This is a genomic window from Bilophila sp. 4_1_30 (genome assembly GCF_000224655.1).
GTDB lineage: Bacteria > Desulfobacterota > Desulfovibrionia > Desulfovibrionales > Desulfovibrionaceae > Bilophila > Bilophila wadsworthia.
This window is the reverse complement of sequence record NZ_JH114233.1, coordinates 907,516-925,175: the sequence shown is the minus strand read 5'-3', so window position 1 is coordinate 925,175 and position 17,660 is coordinate 907,516. Positions and strand designations below refer to the sequence as shown.

The following is a 17,660-nucleotide window of genomic DNA, read 5'->3' as shown; positions in this document are numbered from 1 at the left end:
AGCACAGCGTATTTCACCCGCTGTTCTCATGGTGATCTGCCTGCCGCGAACCGGGATTTTGACCGCTGTGTCAGTTGCGGAACCTGTCGGGATTGCAGAATGTGCTTGGAGTCCTGCCCGGAGGGGGCCATCAGCCGGGAAACGCTGGCGGGCGGCGCGTATCGGTATGTTTCCGATCCCGATCGGTGCATCGGATGCGGCGTCTGCTCCGGCGTCTGTCCCTGCGGCATTTGGACGATGCATCCCAATGTTCCGCTGGAGTAGGGGAGGTGCACGGAAGATTGGGGAGGGGGACGCTTTCTGAAGAAAGTTTCCCCCTCCCCCCCTTCTCTTCCGCTTCAAAGACATTCATCTTTACCGAATCCCTGCCGACAGGAGGGGAACGGGTGAAAAGGTCTGTGATAGTGCATGATTGATGCAGAGAACAGTGGCTTCCTACCCTCAAGGGCGTATGTTCGGCTATGGGAGATAAGGGAAACCTCCTCGCTTTTGGCGGTGACGGATACGGTTCATCCCGTGGGGATGAGCCTCCCTATGTGGTGTATCCGTACGAGGGCAAGGTAGAGTTCATCCCGTTTTTCCTTTGATCGGAAGGAAAACGAGACGGCGCCAAAGTCGCCGTTGAGCTCGATCCTGCTTGGTACGCTCGCACGCGAACGGCCATTGCCGTAGACCGTTTGCCTCATGTTTGGAGGCGGGTGGATTTCGCGTATCTCGGCGAGAGCTATTTTGTGCCTCATGAATTCCTGAAACAGATAAAGGGGGTTGAAGTGCGACGTCCAGTTTTGGGCTTTGATGCCGCCGCCCGGAAACTCCAGCATGCCGTTTTCTGTGTCGATGACGTATCCTTTGGCGTTCACTCTGAAGAGAAGCAGGTTCACAATGCCTATTGCGATGAAAAAATAGGGGAAAATATCATGTATGCCTTGCTTCAACATGCCGTACAGGACAAGCAGGCCTATCACCAGAAAGGACACCGCGCCTAGGAGTGAACGTGTCACCTTGGGCCAATCAACCACGCTGCGGCTGCAACAGAGATTGTCTTGCACCATGTCAGTCATGACATGCTCCTCCCTCACACGTGAAAGCATAAAAGCGATACGATAGTATCTTATTTTGTTTATTTCGGTACTATCGTATCGAATTTCTGTCAATACATTGTGTACCTTGATGGAATGAAAACCTATCCTCATTTATTGGAAGCCACTGGCATTACAATCGAAAAAATCCGAAAAGAACGAAAGATGACCAAAACGGCCCTTGCGGACTTTTCGGATTTGCAGGATTGTTATGTCCGTGGAATCATAAAAGGAAAAAGGAATCCCACCATCACCGCGATCTATTCCATCTGTGAAGCCCTTGGCCTTTCTCCTCTGGAGTTTTTCAAGAGGGTGACTGATGAATTGAACGAACTGAACAAGCCAAGAAAAAAACTCCAGTAAGGGCAATCGACAGTACGGAAACGCCCTTTCATGCTCATAGTGGATTGTGGAAAACGCAAAAAGGCTCCGCACGTGTGTTCGTGCAGAGCCTTTTTGCGGCGGAACTTCTGCCGCGCGGCCTCCCTGTCGCAATTTTTGCGGGGAGGGCGGGGAGGGGCTTTTGGGACCCCCCCTTTCTTGGTATCTGTTACGCCTTCGCCTTGTGCTCCGCCGTGCAGGAGGAAATGGTAGCCTTGGCGACATTATTCGAATGATAGCCGATGTGCTCGATGATTCCGAGAATATCCACATAGACAAGGCCCGTTTCGGAGTCGCATTCCTGCTTGTCCAGCCGCTGGATGTGGCGGTTTCGGAGTTCGACTTCGAGGCCGCGCAGCTTCCCGGCGATGGGGGCGACTTCGCGCGCCTTGTCGGGGTCGTCGTTGATGAAGCCGTCCAGCGCGGTCACAATGGCGTGATGGGCTTCGGCGTACATGCCGGAGAGCTCCGTCATGGCCTGCTGGGAGAAATCCTTCGGCCTGTTCTGGCGGTACGCGTAGTACTCAAGGAGCTTCTTGCCGTAGTCGCCGATGCGCTCGATGTTCCCGGAGCTGGCCACATACAGCGTCAGCATGCGGGCCGCGTCATCGGAGATCCCGGCCTGCATGATGTCTTCGGCATAGGCTTTGACGGCCTTGTGCAGTTGGTCGATTTTGGCTTCGGTCTCTTCGATCTTGGGGATGAGGTCTTTCTTGTCGTTGAAGAATACTTCCTGAACCGAATCAAGAAGGTGGATGGCCAAAAAACCCATATAGGCACATTCGTTTTTGACCGCTTCCACAGCGATGCCGGGAGTGGCTTCGATGAGCTTGGGATCAAGATATTGGGCCCCTTCGACGACCTTATGGGCCTTGTCGGGCAGGAGCCTGCGAATGAGCGCCGCGAACGGCTTGACGAAGGGCAGGAAGATGATGGTGTTGAAGACGTTGAATAACGTATGGGCATTGGCGATCTGGTGGGCGATGCCCGTAGCCGTCATGGCGATCAGCTCTTGGTAAAGCGGAAGGATGGTAAGGAAAATGCATACGCCGATGACGTTGAAGAGCACATGGGCGGCGCAGGCCTGTTTGGCGGTCCGATCCGTGCCGATGGAAGCGAGGACCGCGGTGATGGTTGTTCCGATATTGTCACCCAAGATGATGGGGATGGCCGCGTGGAGGGGCAAGAGGCCCTGTACGCCGAGGGCGATGGTCAGGCCGACCGTAGCGGCGCTGGATTGGACAAGGAGGGTGAGCAGCGTTCCGGCCAGAACCCCCATGAGCGGGTTGTGGCTGAACATGAGGAATAATTCCTTTTCATTCCGGAGGAAACTCATGGAGGATTCCATGGTCTGCATTCCCACGAAAAGCAGACCAAAACCCAAGAGGCCGTTGCCGGCGTACTTCTGTACCTTGGAGCGTCCGAAGAAGGAGAGAAGCACGCCTATAATAATGAAGAGGTAGGCGTAGTCTTGGACTTTGATGGCGAGGATCTGGCCCGTGACCGTGGTCCCGATGTTGGCGCCCATAATGACGCCGATGGCTTGCGTCAGGGTCATGAGCCCCGCGTCGACGAAGCTGACCGTCATGACCGTGGTGGCGCTGCTGCTTTGAATGAGAACGGTGACGCAGGCACCCACCAGCACGCCCATGATCGGCGTTTTGGTCAGTGTTCCGATAAGCTGTCGCAATCGGTCCCCGGCTATCAGCTGTAGGGCCTCACTGATCAGCTTGATGGCGAAGAGGAAAAGCCCAACGCCGCCAAGAAGCTGAATGATGCTTTGTACAGACATGAAGACGCTCCTTAGAATTTGGTTCGACTCTTGCCCCATGAAAAGATGAACTGTCAAGGAAATTCCCGGCGAATTCGAATACTCGGCATTCCGAAAAAGGAGAACCGCATTTTTTTAGAGTCTCATGATAATAAAATCACCTTTATTTATCGTATGTTATTTCCCAGCGCCGTTCGTGGTGTGGAAAAAATGTCGATTTTTCCAAAAAAAGGCTTGCCAGCCATCCTGAATTTCGCTAGTTACATCGCTGCACGACGCGGAGAGGTGTCCGAGCTGGTCGAAGGAGCACGATTGGAAATCGTGTGTACTCAAAAGGTACCGGGAGTTCGAATCTCCCCCTCTCCGCCATAAATTTCAAGGGCTTACTGTAAAAGGTAAGCCCTTTTTTCATTGGTGGAGCTTTTGCCATTGGTGATTTCATTGGTGATTGACTCAAAAACATCCGCCGCTTTCCTGTCTACACCAAGCTCGTGCAGGTAAATTTCAGTGGTCCGCAGGTTCTTGTGTCCGAGGACTTTTTGTGCTCGGTACGGGTCGTCAAAGTGCGTGGCCATGAAGTGGCGCAGGCTGTGCGCTGAAAAATGAGCAACCCCCGCCCGCGCGCAGAGGTTGCTCATGAAGAATTTGATTTTGTTACATGTTCTGGTGTACGCCGTCCCCGTCTTGGGGTCCGTGAAAACATACGTTTCCGCTCCGGTACGTTGTCCGTTCAGCCTTTCCAGCAGTTCGTACAGAGTTTCCGACATCGCAATCTTGCGCGGCTCGCTGTTGCCTCCTCTCCGTTTGCTGGTCCAGAGCGTCACCGTTCTGTGGGGGAGGTCAACGTCTTCCCATGCCATGTTACGGATTTCGGATATGCGGGCGGCAGTATGAAGCAGGCATACAAGAAAGTCCTTCTCGAAGCCTTCATCAGCTTCGCTATATCAACGGATGGAGGAATATACTTTACCGTCTTTTTGACGGCATATGAATCTATCTGTTGGGGAGGATTCCCCTGAACAAGCCCTTCTTTGTTGGCCCATGCCCAGAGTGAAGACACTTCCGTCTTATGTTTGTTGGCTGTTTTCTTGCTTATGATCCGCGAAAGTTCATCAACGAATTTGTCTATGGCATGTTTTGTAATGCTTCTGAACGGCGTATCACCACCAGCAAGGCTATGAACCTTCTGTATGCGGTGGCTTTATAGGACAGTGTGTTCGGTTTTAACCTGTTTTCACAGTAGAGAAGATGTCGGGTGCAAACATCACGCAAGGCCGAATCGACGGACTTCGGCGGAGAGGTCAATATCGTTTCTTCCCATGCCGTTGCCGCCCGCTTGCTTGTGAAGCCTGCTTTCCTGCCGATTCGCACGCCGTCCTGATAAACGTCCGCCGCCCATCTGATTCCGCTTTTTGTCCTGTACTTCGATACAACCATTGTAGCCCTCTGCCTTTCAGTTCTTCGGGCATGCTTCCTCCAAATCCACGCGGGAAATCAAAATATCCGTGCTGATTCCCAAAAGTTCTCGCAAAATCGCAGTTTCTGCCTTTGAAGGGCATCTCTTGCCTGTCAGCAGTTCAGAAACTCGGCCCCGACTTTTCATATACTTTGCCAGATTGGATTGAGAAACGCGCGAGACAGTCCATCGCATTTTTGATAAGTTTTGCTTTGAACGATGAAGCCTCATTCATTTTTCATTCTCCATGAATCCCCTGAACTGCTTAAGTTATGCTTCCGTCGGCTGAACTCGCCCCGTCAAGGTCGCACACCCCAGAGCCGTATACCAAGCACCCGGCCATGTCCCTGAGCGTCAGTCTCATAGAGAGTTGCCGGGCGCGGAGTCGTTCGCGCCATTCCGTGAGATGTCGCTCAACGCAGGGAGTCGGTAGTCCCGGTCTCTTTACAGCAGGGGCAAGGATACTTCGTGCTTCCGTTGCATATCATAAGACCTTTACCGGATCCCCGTTTCAGAAGTGGCTCAAGAAGGACGAGCCGATGCAGGGACAAAAGACGTAGGAACCGGTGAAGTGAGGAGAATCGTGCGGAACGTATCTACCTTGCGGTAGTCTACAGGAGCACTGGACGACGAAAAAGCTGACGCAGAATGGGGCAAGGATGTCCGCGTATGGATGAGCGCCAAATCGTACAGCGTTGAAGGGATCGCGAGGGAGTGCTCTCAGGCTTCTATGTGGGACATACGGATGGACGACCGGCAGACTGCATTAAAAGCTGACCTCATATCTGTGTCACGTATATGAGTTGAAAACTGGTCTTTAGCAGATGGCCTTGTAAACAGGTGCTGTGTGTCGTGACACCTAAAAGCTTGTTCCCACAAACTCTAATGTTCTCCTTTTTATATAGCCACTTTTTTGCCAATGGGCAAAAAGACGAAGGAGTACCCGCTATAAAGAAACCGACGGTAGTGGAGCGTTGTGCGTTGTAAAGTCAAAGAATGGGAATAGCCTTCCTGGCTCAACATCCCTGTTTTTTGAGCCAGTCGCCCGGAGTTTCCCACACTATGTCCGCTTTTTTTCTGTGTTCATCAAACGCATATTTTCGGAAACGTTTAGACAATGACCTAGCTATATTATATATTTTTCTCTGGTCGTTTTTTCAGGTAAAGATTTTTGTATTTATAGTGTTCAGTATATTTGTATTATCAGGTTCCGTCTTGACAAACAGCCCGGTGGGACTCCCTTTTTTACCTGAGTTGTTCTCTGTCTTCAAGGCATGAATATCCTTTGTTATTTATAAAAATTTGGTAGCAAGGGCCACACAGTCTTTTGCGTCGTAGCTACCCTTTTTGTAAATGAACACATTCTGCCCGTTGCTGAGGGTTTCCACGAGGCTCACATTGTCACGGATGGGGGGTGAGAACAATGTGTCTCTTCATTTGTCCGCGAGGGTTGCAGCCGCTCTTTGTTGAGGGTTCGGTCATCAAAAAATGTCGAGACAAGCCCGAAGATTGCCAGATCAGAATCGAGATCGCGGGCAAACTTTGCTACCTGCGCTGATGAGCGCCAGCCCCGCCAGAGTGGAATACTTGATCTGCACGGGGATGAGCAGTCCGTTTGCCGCATTGAGGGCGTTGACGGTCAAAAGCCCGAGAGAAGGTGGGCAATCGATCTGCACGTAATCGTGGTGAGAGCTTTCTTTAGCAGATTATCCCTTCCCATTCGTCCGGCAAATGTCCATTCCACTTCTGCAAGTCGGATGTTGGCGGGAAGAATGTCCAAGTCCTGTTCCAGCGTACTTTTCGCATCGGCAATGGAAACGCTCCCTGCTAGGACATCGAAAACGGTTCGTTTCAGCGTTTGCGGATCAAGGGCACAGATATTCGCTCAGGTTCCTCCGAGCGTCCAAATTGAGAACAATACTTGTTTTTTGGCATCCCTGGCAAGCTGAACACCTGGATTATGCGTGTCGTTGTCTTGCCCATGCCGCCTTTTGGATTTACTATTGCGCAATAACCTGTCTGATTTTTTATAAATATGTATTTATACTATAATCAGAGTAGAGTATAAGACGCGAAGCGTCTTATGAAGGATTCCGCAAAGCGGAATCTTTCAGTAGCTCACCGTCCCCGGGTTGGCCACGTTCCTCGGCTCCAAAGCCTTACCAAAAGAGGAAGAGGGTGCGCCGGAGGCGCATCTTCCGCGCCGTCGCTCGCAGTGCTTTCTCCGTCACGGAAGCAGCCCCCTTTTTCCAGATTTTTTTGGTGTTGAACCTGCCGTTATATAGTCCCCCGAAAAGGAGTTTCTCATGGATGCTGTCTTTTCTGGTTTGGGATCGATTATTCTGTTCTTTGGGCTCATCTCTTAGCTTAGTAATGAATGGGTGTGTTTTTTCGATTTCGTGCTTCAGCTTGCTCTGTTTTCTCGGTAAGTTCGTTCTGGTTCCGGCCTTTTCCGTCGCGGGAGCCTTTCGCCGCTGGGAGATACTCTTTTGGGGGATGGTCTTCATGTTGAGCGTCTTTATCCACTGGATACTGGTACTTCTGGACTCAGAGTGAGAGCTGCCTCTCCCCTCTTCGAATACTCGCATGGAATTTCGTATATATATATTGGGCTGGACCATCGGCCGTATACCTTATTCTGGTACGAACAGCCTTTGTACAAGACTTTCTGCGTGAGATCGCGAGTAACATCGAAGAAGTCGGGAATCGCTTGATAGCATTGATTTTTTGGATTCAGTCAACGAGTTTGTAAACTACCAAGATCATCTTTACGCTTTCCGCGCTGGTTTTGAAATCCATTCCCGAGCGGATTGAGTAAGTGGCATAGGCATGGATCATGCGGACGGATCGGACGAATGCCTGATTTTTGGAGTGCCGTTTCCCATGCTGCGGCAACCTTGCGAACGGGCCTTTCCGGAATGGCTTTAGGAATTATGTTATTGACTCTTTTATTCCCAGAAAAGGCAAGTACAGGTTTGGCATGGTATATATCCTGTTTTATAGTTATTGATGATTTTGAGCACAAGAAAATGATGTTCAAAAAGCTCTTTAACTATTATCGGTTTTTTAACTGTCTTCGAGAAGATGTTTCTTTTTGAAAAATATTTTCCTGGAGCTCCAAAAAATATTTGCTTTATCTATTGGAGAATATGTCTTTGAGATCTCCATATCTTAATATATAGATAAGGTTGGAGATAATACATGTAAACTTCTACATTTTAGTAATCGTCAGCGAGTACAATTAAAGACACCGTATTGAGCTCTGTTCGAGTCAGCAGCAGGTATCCAAGAGTGATGGGCGGAAACATCAACGGCAACTTCATAATGAAATTGGGCGACTGGCGAAACAGTACTTTTGGTGATCTCGCCTAGAGCGTCAGTGGCACCGTGGCGACATGTAATACTAGGCACACATGGCGGCTGTCATGCCGCCGTGCTAACTCAGGGTGAGGTTACCACCTGCTCTCTAACGCGATATCCAGAAGATATTTCACGTAAAAAGAGCCCCCCAACAGTGTTTACTACACCGTTGGGGGGCTCCTTCAGATGAAATGGGACAAACTTTTATCCGAAGGGAGGTCCTATCCTTGGGAAAGACGCTAGCCGCACTTTAACTCTTTCTGCTTTTGCACAAATACTTGCTTTATGACTTCGTCAATATCCACTCGTTATAGTTTTACAATTCCCCGCATAAAAAGATAGAGCGAGAACAAAGCTACAAGTACGAGCAGCACCAAAAGTACTTTTTCATATTTCAGGAACATGGGGTTCTGATCAGGATGTTGTTTCCGGCTCCAGATATAGACAGGGATGCCGATGGCAATAAACACCGATGCCATAAGCAAATAGTGCAGCCCCGCAGCGTAAATGAGCCAAAGCCCATAGGCCGACCCTAGAAAGCCGCAGGCCAGCGCCGAAGCGCGTCCGGTTGCGGCCCCCTGGGGATATTGGCCATCCTCGCACGTTTTCCACAAGAAAAGCGTGGAGATGAGATAGGCGGGCAAAACCATGACAGCCGTGATGCTCAGCATCATATTCCAAGCATTGTTGGAAAAATACACTAGCAGGAGCGCAACCTGCATGAGCGCGCTTGTCACCCACAAGGACACGGAAGGCGCACCGTTGGCGTTTTCCCTAGAGAACTGGCGTGGAAAGGTTCCGTTTTTTGCCGCGGCAAAGGGCATTTCCGCTGTGATCAGTGTCCAGGCAAGCCAGCTGGCCAGAACCGCAATGATCAACCCAATGTTCATAATCCAGCTTCCCCATTGGCCTACGGCCCGTTCCAGCACACCGGCAGTGGAAGGCGTAGGCACGGCGGCCAGTTCCTGTTGGGTCATAAATCCAAAGGGCAGTACCGACAACAGGACATATACAACGAGGCAGCCAACAAAACCCATGATCGTGGCCTTGCCGACGTCATCTTGGCTTTGGGCCCGATCAGAAAGGACCACAGCGCCTTCGATCCCGATAAAAGCCCAGAGTGTAACCAGCATGGTACTCTTTATCTGAGTACCGAGCCCACCTAAATGCTGTCCATTGTCCACCGCCAGCTTGCCGAAGAAGTCGAAATCGAACTTATCGATATGAAAAACGAAAATCATAATAATGATAAACACGAACAACGGAATGAGTTTGCCGATCGTACCTATGGTGTTGATCACGGCAGCCTGCTGTGTCCCGCGCAGTACCACAAAATTGAATAGCCAAATCAGGATGGAACCGCCGATGATGGCGTATATGGTATTGCCGCCGGCGAAATAGGGCGGGAAGAAATAGTTGAGGGCATCCATGGTGATGACTGCGTAGCCTACGTTGCCGAAAATCTGGCACAGCCAGTATCCCCAAGCGATGAGGAACCCAACGAAAGAACCGAACCCCTCTCGGCCATACATGTAGATCCCCGCTTTGAGATCCGGTCGGATGTCGGAAAGGATGCGAAAGGAATTCGCCAGGAAAAACATTCCGATACCCGTCACGACCCAAGCGATGATCACAGCCCCTACCGAAGCCTGGGCGGCCATATTCTGGGGCAGACTATAAATGCCACCCCCCACCATTGAACTCACCACCACACTGGCAAGCGCGATCACACCTAATTTTTTGGTATTATTCGCCATACCCCACTCCTGTTCACTGACAATCTGTTCCATTTTGCCCGGACCGCCGTCCTGATCTGGCGGTCCGGGATCGGCTATGGGATGACAAAGCTAGCGTTTCACAGGGTCAGCAAACTCGAAGTTGAGGAACCCCATAACGGTCAGGCAATATCCATAAGGCTTGGTGAGGTTCAGGTAATTATGCCAGAACTGGAACTCGCTGTGTTGTTCCACCCCGCGCAGGCTCAGCTCATGCCTGAGAGACTTGTTCAACCACATTTCGGCATGAGCCTTAGCGATATCGTCGTCGATCCAAGTGGGGAAGTATTCGACATATTCCGCCGCCCATCCCCCGATGAGCTCGCCCTGTTTGTTTTTTCCCCAGCAGATGCCCAGCCCGGTGGCAATGGCGCGGTGGTCTTCCAATCTGGCCCCATTAGCGGCCATAATGACCTCAAGCACGGCACCGTGTTTGAAGGAAGAAGCCACGGAATCGACAGGAACAATGTTGTTGTACAGTTCTTTCGGCAGTACTGAAGTGTAAGGAATGATATTGAAATTTTCGATTTTAGCCTGCATCAGCGCCGAGTCGTAGCAAAATGTTTCAAATGGTTGTGGGGGAATGCCATCCTCTGCTTCTCCCACGCCTCCGGAAATAAACGCCAATGTAGGGTATCTTGTCCCAAGAGTAGTCATTTACGTTCTCCTATCGTTACAGGTTTCGCTTTCTCCACATCAATGCAGGAAAGTATACGATTTAAAAAATCGTAGCACGAGTTATTCGTAAATGATTTTCTTAAGTTATACTATTGATACTCATCTCTGTTCGTTAGAGTGAGCCCACTGGAATATGATGATGTACAGATTTCCTAGGGTGCGGAGCCAGTGATTCCCGACTCTCTTTCGCATCACCGTTTTTTGTCCCTGATCAAGCATGGCTACACTTTTGCACGGTGTGGTTTGGCTGGCTCCTGATGCGCCTGTCAGGACACTTCTGTAAGAGTGCCTTATAAAAAAAAGAGGAACCCACCGACTGCATTGGTGGGTTCCTCTGTGGTTCTGTTCCCTGAAGAATAAGGCGTTATGACGCACTGAGCAAAAACGGTTCTTTCCGAGGCTAATCCCAAACCTCCAGGGTACGATGGAAAAACGGAGCCGCTCATCAGGAGTGATGACGGGATGACGTCGATAAACAGCATTCGCACAGTGCGGTGTTGCCGCCCATACTGTGACCTTCTGGGATTGCGCAAGAACTCTCCGTTCGTCCCGCGGAGGCTTGAACCGCATTTTATTTAAGAGAATATTTATAAATATAGTGTAATTGGACTCATTCCCCCTTGACACATAATACTTTTTTTATAAACGTGTTACTTATTCAGCAAGGAGGGGTTCATGATGCACATTTGGGGAAGGCTCTCCCGTGTGGTGATGGCTTGCGCGCTGTCGGTTCTTTTTTTGGGGGGTACCGGAAAAACGATTTTGGCTGCTCCGGCGATTTCCTTTACCGATATTGCTGGGCGCGAGGTCCGGCTGGATAAACTCCCCAAGACGTTCGTCGTCGCAAACTACATCGCCAATTTTTTGATGGTCGGCGGAGCGGAGAGTCTGGATAAGGTTGTAGGCATGACGTTCGACGGTTGGGAGGAAACCCGGTACGGCGAGTATGTCGTCTATACTGAAACATTTCCTAAACTGAAAGCTATCCCGAGTATCGGCGGATATCACGACAACATCCTCGACTCTGAAAAAATATTGTCTCTTCGGCCTGATGTGTTATTGGTAGGGCGCTCTCAGTTTGCGGACAACAATCAGAAAATCGACATATTTGAGAAGGCCGGTATCAAGGTTGTAGTCCTTGATTACCATGCCATGAAGGTGGAGAACCACACGAAGAGTACGATGATCCTCGGCCAGCTTCTCGACAGGGAAGCTGTGGCCAAGGAACAGTGCGACACGTATGCCTCCGCGCTTGAAGACGTGTATAAGAAGATTGCCGCGCTCCCTGATTCCGCCAAGCACAAGACGGTTTACATGGAATTGGGGAACAAGGGCATTGGAGAGTACGGGAACAGCTATAATAAGGACGTACTCTGGGGCGCGATCCTGAAAAACCTTGGAGCCGACAATCTGGCTGAGAATGCCACCCAGCCCTATGCGCCGCTGGATACGGAATTCGTACTTGCATCCAATCCCCAGCTTATCGTCATCGGCGGCGGTATTTGGCGCAACAACGCCGAGGGTGACCAGATGAGCATGGGGCTGACCATCGACGAGGCCACTGCACAGAAGCGGCTGAAGGGCTTTGCCGAGCGTCCGGCTTGGAAGAATCTCGCTGCGGTCAAGTCTGGAGAGATATATGCCGTGGATCACGGCAGCCTCCGGAACATGATCGACTATACGTTGACACTGTACCTCGCCAAGATCCTCTATCCCAACACCTTCCAAGAAGTGGATCCGATGGGCGATATGCGCGCGTTCTATGCCAAATATCTCCCTGAACTGAAGTTCGACGGAACCTTTATGATCAAATGTGCACGTTAGCATGAAGGATGACGGTATGCCTTCCGGCAATGCACATATGTACAGGCAGCTGAACGGAAGGCGTCTGTTGACGGGTATGGTGCTCGCCATCCTGACGCTAGGCCTCATCGTCATTGATCTCGGCATGGGCTCTTCCGGCATCGGTCCCGGTGAAGTCGTCGAGGCCCTGCTTGGCGGGCCGGACGGTGATACGGCGAATACGGCCATCTTGTGGTCCATCCGCTTGCCCATGACGCTGACCTGTGTCTTTGTGGGAGGCTCGCTCAGCCTTGCCGGTCTGCAAATCCAGACCATTACCAACAACGCTCTGGCGAGCCCCTACACTCTCGGCATTACGGCAAGCGCCAGTTTTGGAGCGGCCATAGCGATTACGTTGGGGCTTTCCGTGGCGGGGTACCTCTGGATCGGGACGGCGCTGCTCGCACTCGTATTCGCGCTTGCCGTCTCCCTCCTCATTTTCTATTTGGGGCGCCTGAAGGGGATGTCCACGAGTACGCTGATCCTTTCGGGGATCATCATGAATTTTTTCTTTCAGGCGTTGCAGCAGTACCTGCAATACCGTGCCTCCCCGGAGATCGCGCAGATCATTTCCGGGTGGACCTTCGGGAACCTGCAACGCTCGTCGTGGATGAGCGTCGTCGTAAGTGGTTGTTTGTTGGTAATGGGTGCGGCGCTCCTGTCCGGCTGGTCTTGGCGTCTCACCGTACTGACGACGGGTGAGGAGCGGGCGCGGAGCCTGGGGATCAATGTGGAGAGGTTACGTCTGCATGTCTTTCTGATCTGTTCATTTTTTATTGCCGGTGCCGTTGGTTTTATCGGTACGGTGGCCTTTGTCGGACTTGTCGCTCCGCATTGTGCGAAGCTCATGTTGGGTGAGGATCAACGCTATCTGCTTCCCAGCGCGACGATCCTTGGCGGCCTTATGCTGCTTGCGTCCTCGATTGTTTCAAAGCTGCTTTCTGGCGGCTCCATGCTCCCGGTGGGCATTATCACGTCCATTGTAGGCGTTCCGTTTTTGTTCGTTTTGCTCATGAAAAACGGGAGGTGACATGCTGACTTTATCTATTCGGAACCTGTCCGTACATTTTTCGGGAAACCACGTCATCAATGATGTATCCGCAACGCTGCATGGCGGAGAAATGGTGGCGGTGGTTGGCCGAAACGGCGTGGGTAAGACCACACTGATCAAGGCCATCGCGCGGCTGATCAAACGTTCCGGTGACGTGGCCTTGTACGACGATAAAGGCAACCTTTTTTCGGATCGGGACATTGCGTATGTTCCACAGCTCGAATCCGTTACCAGCCGCTTGACGGCCTTTGAAATGGTTCTCCTCGGCCTGGTCAAGGATCTCAGATGGAAAGTGACCGACGAGCAAATCGAAAAAGTGGCGGACACGCTGGCGGAACTTGGGCTCGACAGTCTGAGCCGGAAGCCGGTGTGCAGCCTGAGCGGCGGGCAAAAGCAGCTTGTGTTCATGGCGCAGGCGTTCGTGTCGCGGCCCAAGGTCTTGCTGCTGGACGAACCCACGAGTGCGCTCGATCTGCGCCACCAGCTCGTCGTCATGGATTTGGCCCGGAAATACACGCGGGAAAACGGGGCGATTACACTTTTTGTCGTGCATGATCTCATGTTGGCGTCGCGATACAGCAGCCGCTTGCTCATGCTTCACGAGGGGCGGATCAAGGCCTTTGATACGGCCGAACGGGTGCTGCACCCGCACTTGCTTGGCGACGTCTACGACGTGGAGGCGAGCGTCGAGCGGACGCGCCCCGGTTTTTTGAATGTCATTCCCGTGAGGCCGTTGTGAATAGGTGCCGCCTGGAAACGATCCGGGCCTACTGGTCGGGCAGGGTAGCGGCCTATTCCGCCGTCAATGCGGATGAACTTGGTACTATTCAGGCCAAGGTATGGGATGAACTGATCGCGGAGCAGCTTCCGTGGAAGCATCCTCTGCGTATCCTCGATGCGGGTTGCGGGCCCGGCTTTTTCTCCATCCTGATGGCTCGCCGGGGACATGAGATTACGGGGGTGGACTACAGCGAAGCCATGATCGAGTGTGCCCGGGAGAACGTCGAAAACCATTCCCCGGAAGCAAGCGCCTACTTTTCCCAGATGGATGCCCAAAACCTGACATTTGAGGATGATACGTTTGATGTCGTCTTGAGCCGCAACCTTACATGGAATCTGGAACACCCGGACAGGGCGTATGCGGAGTGGCTGCGCGTCCTCAGGCCCGGTGGCGTCCTCCTGAATTTCGATGCGAACTGGCACGCTCATCTGTTCGACCCGGAGCTTGCCCGGCTGTATGCGGAAGATGCCCAAACGCTGCGTGCTATGGGGTATGCCGTGGAGGATGAACACGGAGACCCGATCATGGACGAGCTGATCCCGCAGTTGCCGCTCAGCCGTGAACAGCGCCCCGGGTGGGACAAGGCCTGCCTGGAACGGCTCGGTTGCCGCGACGTGCTTGTCAGGGCGGCTCTGCCCCCAGACATCATGAACGATTACTACCGGATTCGGTACACCCATATCCCGATGTTCCTCGTACGGGGCATCAAGCAGTGAGAAGGCCATGACGGAATTGGAAGCGATACGGCGTTACTGGAATACGCGGGCGGAAGGGTACTCCCTGAAGACTGCGTATGATCTTCAACATGCGGAAAAAGTCTGGCTGGAGCGTCTGCGTCCGTTTGTACTTGCGTCCGGCAAATTAGACATTTTGGACATAGGATGCGGGCCAGGATTCTTTTCCATCCTGCTGGCCCGGCTGGGGCATTCCGTGGTCGCCTTCGACTATACGGAAGGGATGCTGGAGCGCGCCTCTCGGAATGCCGCCGAAGCTGACGTCTCTATTGTTGTGCGGCAAGGCGACGCGCAGGACCTTCCGTTTCCGGATGAAACGTTCGATCTGATCGTGTCCCGCAATCTGATGTGGAACCTCGAACACCCGGAATCAGCCTATGCGGAATGGCTGCGCGTACTCAGACCGGGAGGGCGCCTCGTCAATTTTGACGGCAATCATTACCGCCACCTCTACAGCGAACCCTATGCGGAGGAGTTGAAACAGCCTGACTATACGGATGGCCACAATCCGGACTTCATGCTCGGGGTCGATCCCGCCCCGATCCATGCCATTGCCGCGAACCTGCCTTTGAGCAGAGTCGACCGTCCGCAGTGGGATGTGGAAACGCTCCTCAAACTGGGGGCACGCAATGTGACGGTTGACGTGGAACGAAAACATTTCGTAGACGGCACGGGACAGCCCGTATCCATTATCAAGCGCTTCATGGTATCAGCCCAAAAAGAAGAACAGCAGTGAGATAACGTATCGTTTTCTCTTTTGGATTGATTGGGGACCTTGGTCCTTTGGCTGGGATCTCATTTGGGCCGGGAGCGCCATTCATCAAAATATACTGATTGCAATTTGCTGGGCTGTATTACTGATACGGAAAAAGAGCGGCATATCCTATTGTTGGGTTAGGGCACATTACCCTTTGGGGTTTGTTTCATTTTCGGTAGGGTGGGACTTACTGGTTGAAGCCGCCCCAACTCCCTATCCCATATCTTTGGTAATCATTGCCGTACACTCCCCAGCAGTGTTACGAAATAAAAAAAAATACTACCAAGAGGCAACGCAGCGTTTCTTGGCTGGACAATATTGGCCCTCGAAGTGCCATTCATTGCGGAACAGGTGAAGCAAAAAAGCTTTATAGCTCACGTTGTAAACGGAGAGGAATCATGTTCATGGGAAAACTGTTTGTCGTGGTTATCGCACTCTTGGGGCTTGCGGGGTGCTCGCAGGAGGAGCCGGCCTCCAAAGCCGAAGCGCCTCGTACGGAACTGGCGTACGCGAGCACAAAGGATATTCGAAACATCAACCCTCATCTGTATTCCGGCGAGATGGCTGCGCAAAACATGGTGTTCGAACCACTGGTCGTCAATACGAAGGAGGGCGTCAAACCCTGGCTCGCGGAAAGCTGGGAAATCTCCCCGGATGGGAAGGAATACACCTTCCATCTCCGGAAAGATGTTGCCTTCACGGATGGAACGCCTTTCAACGCCGAGGCCGTCAAAGCGAATATGGACGCCATTGTGAGCAACCTTCCCCGGCACGCATGGCTGGATATGGTCAACGAAATCGACCGCAATGAGGCCGTTGACGAATATACCTACAGGCTGGTGCTCAAGCATCCCTACTACCCTACGCTGGTAGAGCTGGGGCTGACCCGGCCTTTCCGTTTCATCTCTCCGAAGTGTTTCATTGATGGCGAAACCAAGAACGGCGTGTCCGGTTATGTCGGCACGGGGCCGTGGGTTCTGACCGAGCACAAGGACAAGCAGTATGCCGTGTTCACGCGAAATGAACGCTATTGGGGGCCTAAGCCGGCTCTGGAGAGCGTACGCTGGAAGGTTATGCCGGACCATCAGACTATTCTGCTCGCACTCCAGAAGGGGGAAATCGATCTTATCTTCGGTTCCGACGGTGACATGCTGAACCTCGACGCGTTTGCCGCATTGCAAAAGGAAGGCAAGTACAAGACGGAGATCAGCGCCCCCATCGCCTCACGGGCCATCCTTCTGAACGCGCATCAGCCGATTACCAAGGATATCAATGTGCGCGAAGCATTTCAGCACGCCATCGATAAGAAGGCCATTGCCGACGGTATACTCAACGGCTCGGAAACGATAGCCGACACGTTGATGGCCAAGACCGTTCCCTATTGCGACGTTGATCTTCCGGTACGCTCCTATGATGTTGCGAAAGCCAACGAACTGATGGAAAAGGCTGGCTGGAGCATGGGCAAGGACGGGTACCGTTACAAGGACGGCGAGAAGTGCGTCGTCACCATCTACTATAATTCCAACAACTCACAGGAACGGACCATCAGCGAATACATGCAGAACGATCTCAAGAAGATCGGCGTGGAACTCAGAATCGTGGGCGAGGAAAAGCAGGCGTTTCTGGATCGGCAGCGCACCGGCGAATTCGACCTGCAATACTCCCTGTCGTGGGGTACACCGTATGATCCGCAGTCGTATCTGTCTTCTTGGCGCATTCCCGCCCACGGGGATTATCAGGCGCAGGTCGGGTTGGAGCGCAAGGAATGGCTGGACAAGACAATCACCGCGCTCATGATCGAGCCGAATGAGGATACCCGTAAGAATACGTACAAGGAATTGCTGGCGTATATCCATGAACAGGGCGTGTACGTGCCTCTGAGCTATTCGCGTACCAAGGCCGTGCATGTCCCGGCTCTCAAGGGGGTTACGTTCTGTACCTCCCAGTACGAAATCCCCTTTGAAAGGATGTCGTTCTAGCAGACTGGCCCGGGAG

The 17,660-nt window shown here is 52.3% G+C and carries 16 protein-coding genes and 1 tRNA gene; 10 read left to right on the top strand and 7 right to left on the bottom strand.

Going from position 1 to position 17,660, the window contains the following annotated elements; genetic code table 11:
• Positions 1–264, top strand: a 264-nt coding sequence (locus tag HMPREF0178_RS21145; RefSeq protein ID WP_232281299.1) for a 4Fe-4S binding protein, incomplete at its 5' end; no start/stop codon positions are given.
• A 245-nt stretch (positions 265–509) separates the two neighbouring features.
• Here HMPREF0178_RS21145 and HMPREF0178_RS15920 read toward each other — a convergent pair.
• Positions 510–1,061, bottom strand: a complete 552-nt coding sequence (locus HMPREF0178_RS15920) for a hypothetical protein (protein WP_009380801.1) — start codon at positions 1,059–1,061, stop codon at positions 510–512.
• Between the two features lie 114 nt (positions 1,062–1,175).
• Here HMPREF0178_RS15920 and HMPREF0178_RS15915 point away from each other — a divergent pair, with 114 nt between their 5' ends.
• The gene (locus tag HMPREF0178_RS15915; RefSeq protein ID WP_009380799.1) at positions 1,176–1,442 is read left to right on the top strand and encodes a helix-turn-helix domain-containing protein; all 267 of its coding nucleotides are present in this window, start codon (positions 1,176–1,178) and stop codon (positions 1,440–1,442) included.
• A 187-nt stretch (positions 1,443–1,629) separates the two neighbouring features.
• On the opposite strand, the gene HMPREF0178_RS15910 is transcribed toward HMPREF0178_RS15915, so the two are convergent.
• On the bottom strand, positions 1,630–3,252 hold the full coding sequence (locus HMPREF0178_RS15910) for a Na/Pi cotransporter family protein (protein WP_009380797.1): 1,623 nt from the start codon (positions 3,250–3,252) through the stop codon (positions 1,630–1,632).
• A gap of 258 nt (positions 3,253–3,510) precedes the next feature.
• On the opposite strand from HMPREF0178_RS15910, the gene HMPREF0178_RS15905 reads away from it, so the two are divergent.
• Positions 3,511–3,600 (top strand) — tRNA-Ser (locus HMPREF0178_RS15905).
• A 14-nt stretch (positions 3,601–3,614) separates the two neighbouring features.
• Here the strand turns inward: HMPREF0178_RS15905 and HMPREF0178_RS15900 are convergent.
• From HMPREF0178_RS15900 to HMPREF0178_RS15895, 3 genes are all read right to left on the bottom strand, one after another.
• On the bottom strand, positions 3,615–4,130 hold the full coding sequence (locus HMPREF0178_RS15900; protein WP_083832530.1) for a site-specific integrase: 516 nt from the start codon (positions 4,128–4,130) through the stop codon (positions 3,615–3,617).
• A 2,074-nt stretch (positions 4,131–6,204) separates the two neighbouring features.
• Positions 6,205–6,363 carry an AAA family ATPase gene (locus HMPREF0178_RS23100; RefSeq protein WP_083832529.1) on the bottom strand — a complete coding sequence of 53 codons (159 nt, stop codon included), beginning with the start codon at positions 6,361–6,363 and terminating at the stop codon, positions 6,205–6,207.
• A gap of 483 nt (positions 6,364–6,846) precedes the next feature.
• A complete protein-coding gene (locus HMPREF0178_RS15895; protein ID WP_157134953.1) occupies positions 6,847–7,194 on the bottom strand; it encodes a hypothetical protein in 348 nt (115 codons plus the stop codon).
• A gap of 348 nt (positions 7,195–7,542) precedes the next feature.
• Here HMPREF0178_RS15895 and HMPREF0178_RS21625 point away from each other — a divergent pair, with 348 nt between their 5' ends.
• Positions 7,543–7,785, top strand: a complete 243-nt coding sequence (locus tag HMPREF0178_RS21625) for a hypothetical protein (protein ID WP_157134952.1) — start codon at positions 7,543–7,545, stop codon at positions 7,783–7,785.
• 570 nt (positions 7,786–8,355) lie between these two features.
• Here the strand turns inward: HMPREF0178_RS21625 and HMPREF0178_RS15890 are convergent.
• The gene (locus HMPREF0178_RS15890; RefSeq protein WP_009380793.1) at positions 8,356–9,804 is read right to left on the bottom strand and encodes an amino acid permease; all 1,449 of its coding nucleotides are present in this window, start codon (positions 9,802–9,804) and stop codon (positions 8,356–8,358) included.
• Between the two features lie 90 nt (positions 9,805–9,894).
• Positions 9,895–10,479 (bottom strand): pyruvoyl-dependent arginine decarboxylase, encoded by a 585-nt coding sequence (locus HMPREF0178_RS15885; RefSeq protein WP_009380792.1) that lies wholly within the window; start codon positions 10,477–10,479, stop codon positions 9,895–9,897.
• 696 nt (positions 10,480–11,175) lie between these two features.
• Between HMPREF0178_RS15885 and HMPREF0178_RS15880 the strand changes: the two genes are divergently transcribed.
• From HMPREF0178_RS15880 to nikA, 6 genes are all read left to right on the top strand, one after another.
• Positions 11,176–12,324 (top strand): ABC transporter substrate-binding protein, encoded by a 1,149-nt coding sequence (locus HMPREF0178_RS15880; RefSeq protein WP_009380790.1) that lies wholly within the window; start codon positions 11,176–11,178, stop codon positions 12,322–12,324.
• Between the two features lie 16 nt (positions 12,325–12,340).
• The gene (locus HMPREF0178_RS15875) at positions 12,341–13,372 is read left to right on the top strand and encodes an iron ABC transporter permease (RefSeq protein ID WP_009380789.1); all 1,032 of its coding nucleotides are present in this window, start codon (positions 12,341–12,343) and stop codon (positions 13,370–13,372) included.
• 1 nt (position 13,373) lies between these two features.
• Positions 13,374–14,132, top strand: coding sequence for an ABC transporter ATP-binding protein (locus HMPREF0178_RS15870; protein WP_009380788.1), 759 nt, complete (start codon positions 13,374–13,376; stop codon positions 14,130–14,132).
• The gene (locus HMPREF0178_RS15865) at positions 14,129–14,890 is read left to right on the top strand and encodes a class I SAM-dependent methyltransferase (RefSeq protein WP_009380787.1); all 762 of its coding nucleotides are present in this window, start codon (positions 14,129–14,131) and stop codon (positions 14,888–14,890) included. The genes HMPREF0178_RS15870 and HMPREF0178_RS15865 overlap by 4 nt, the downstream gene beginning before the upstream one ends.
• Positions 14,891–14,897: 7 nt before the next feature.
• Positions 14,898–15,644: a class I SAM-dependent methyltransferase gene (locus HMPREF0178_RS15860; RefSeq protein ID WP_005026481.1), complete on the top strand. Its 747-nt coding sequence runs from the start codon at positions 14,898–14,900 to the stop codon at positions 15,642–15,644.
• A gap of 425 nt (positions 15,645–16,069) precedes the next feature.
• Positions 16,070–17,644: a nickel ABC transporter substrate-binding protein gene (gene nikA / locus HMPREF0178_RS15855; protein ID WP_232281298.1), complete on the top strand. Its 1,575-nt coding sequence runs from the start codon at positions 16,070–16,072 to the stop codon at positions 17,642–17,644.
• Positions 17,645–17,660: the final 16 nt, after the last annotated feature.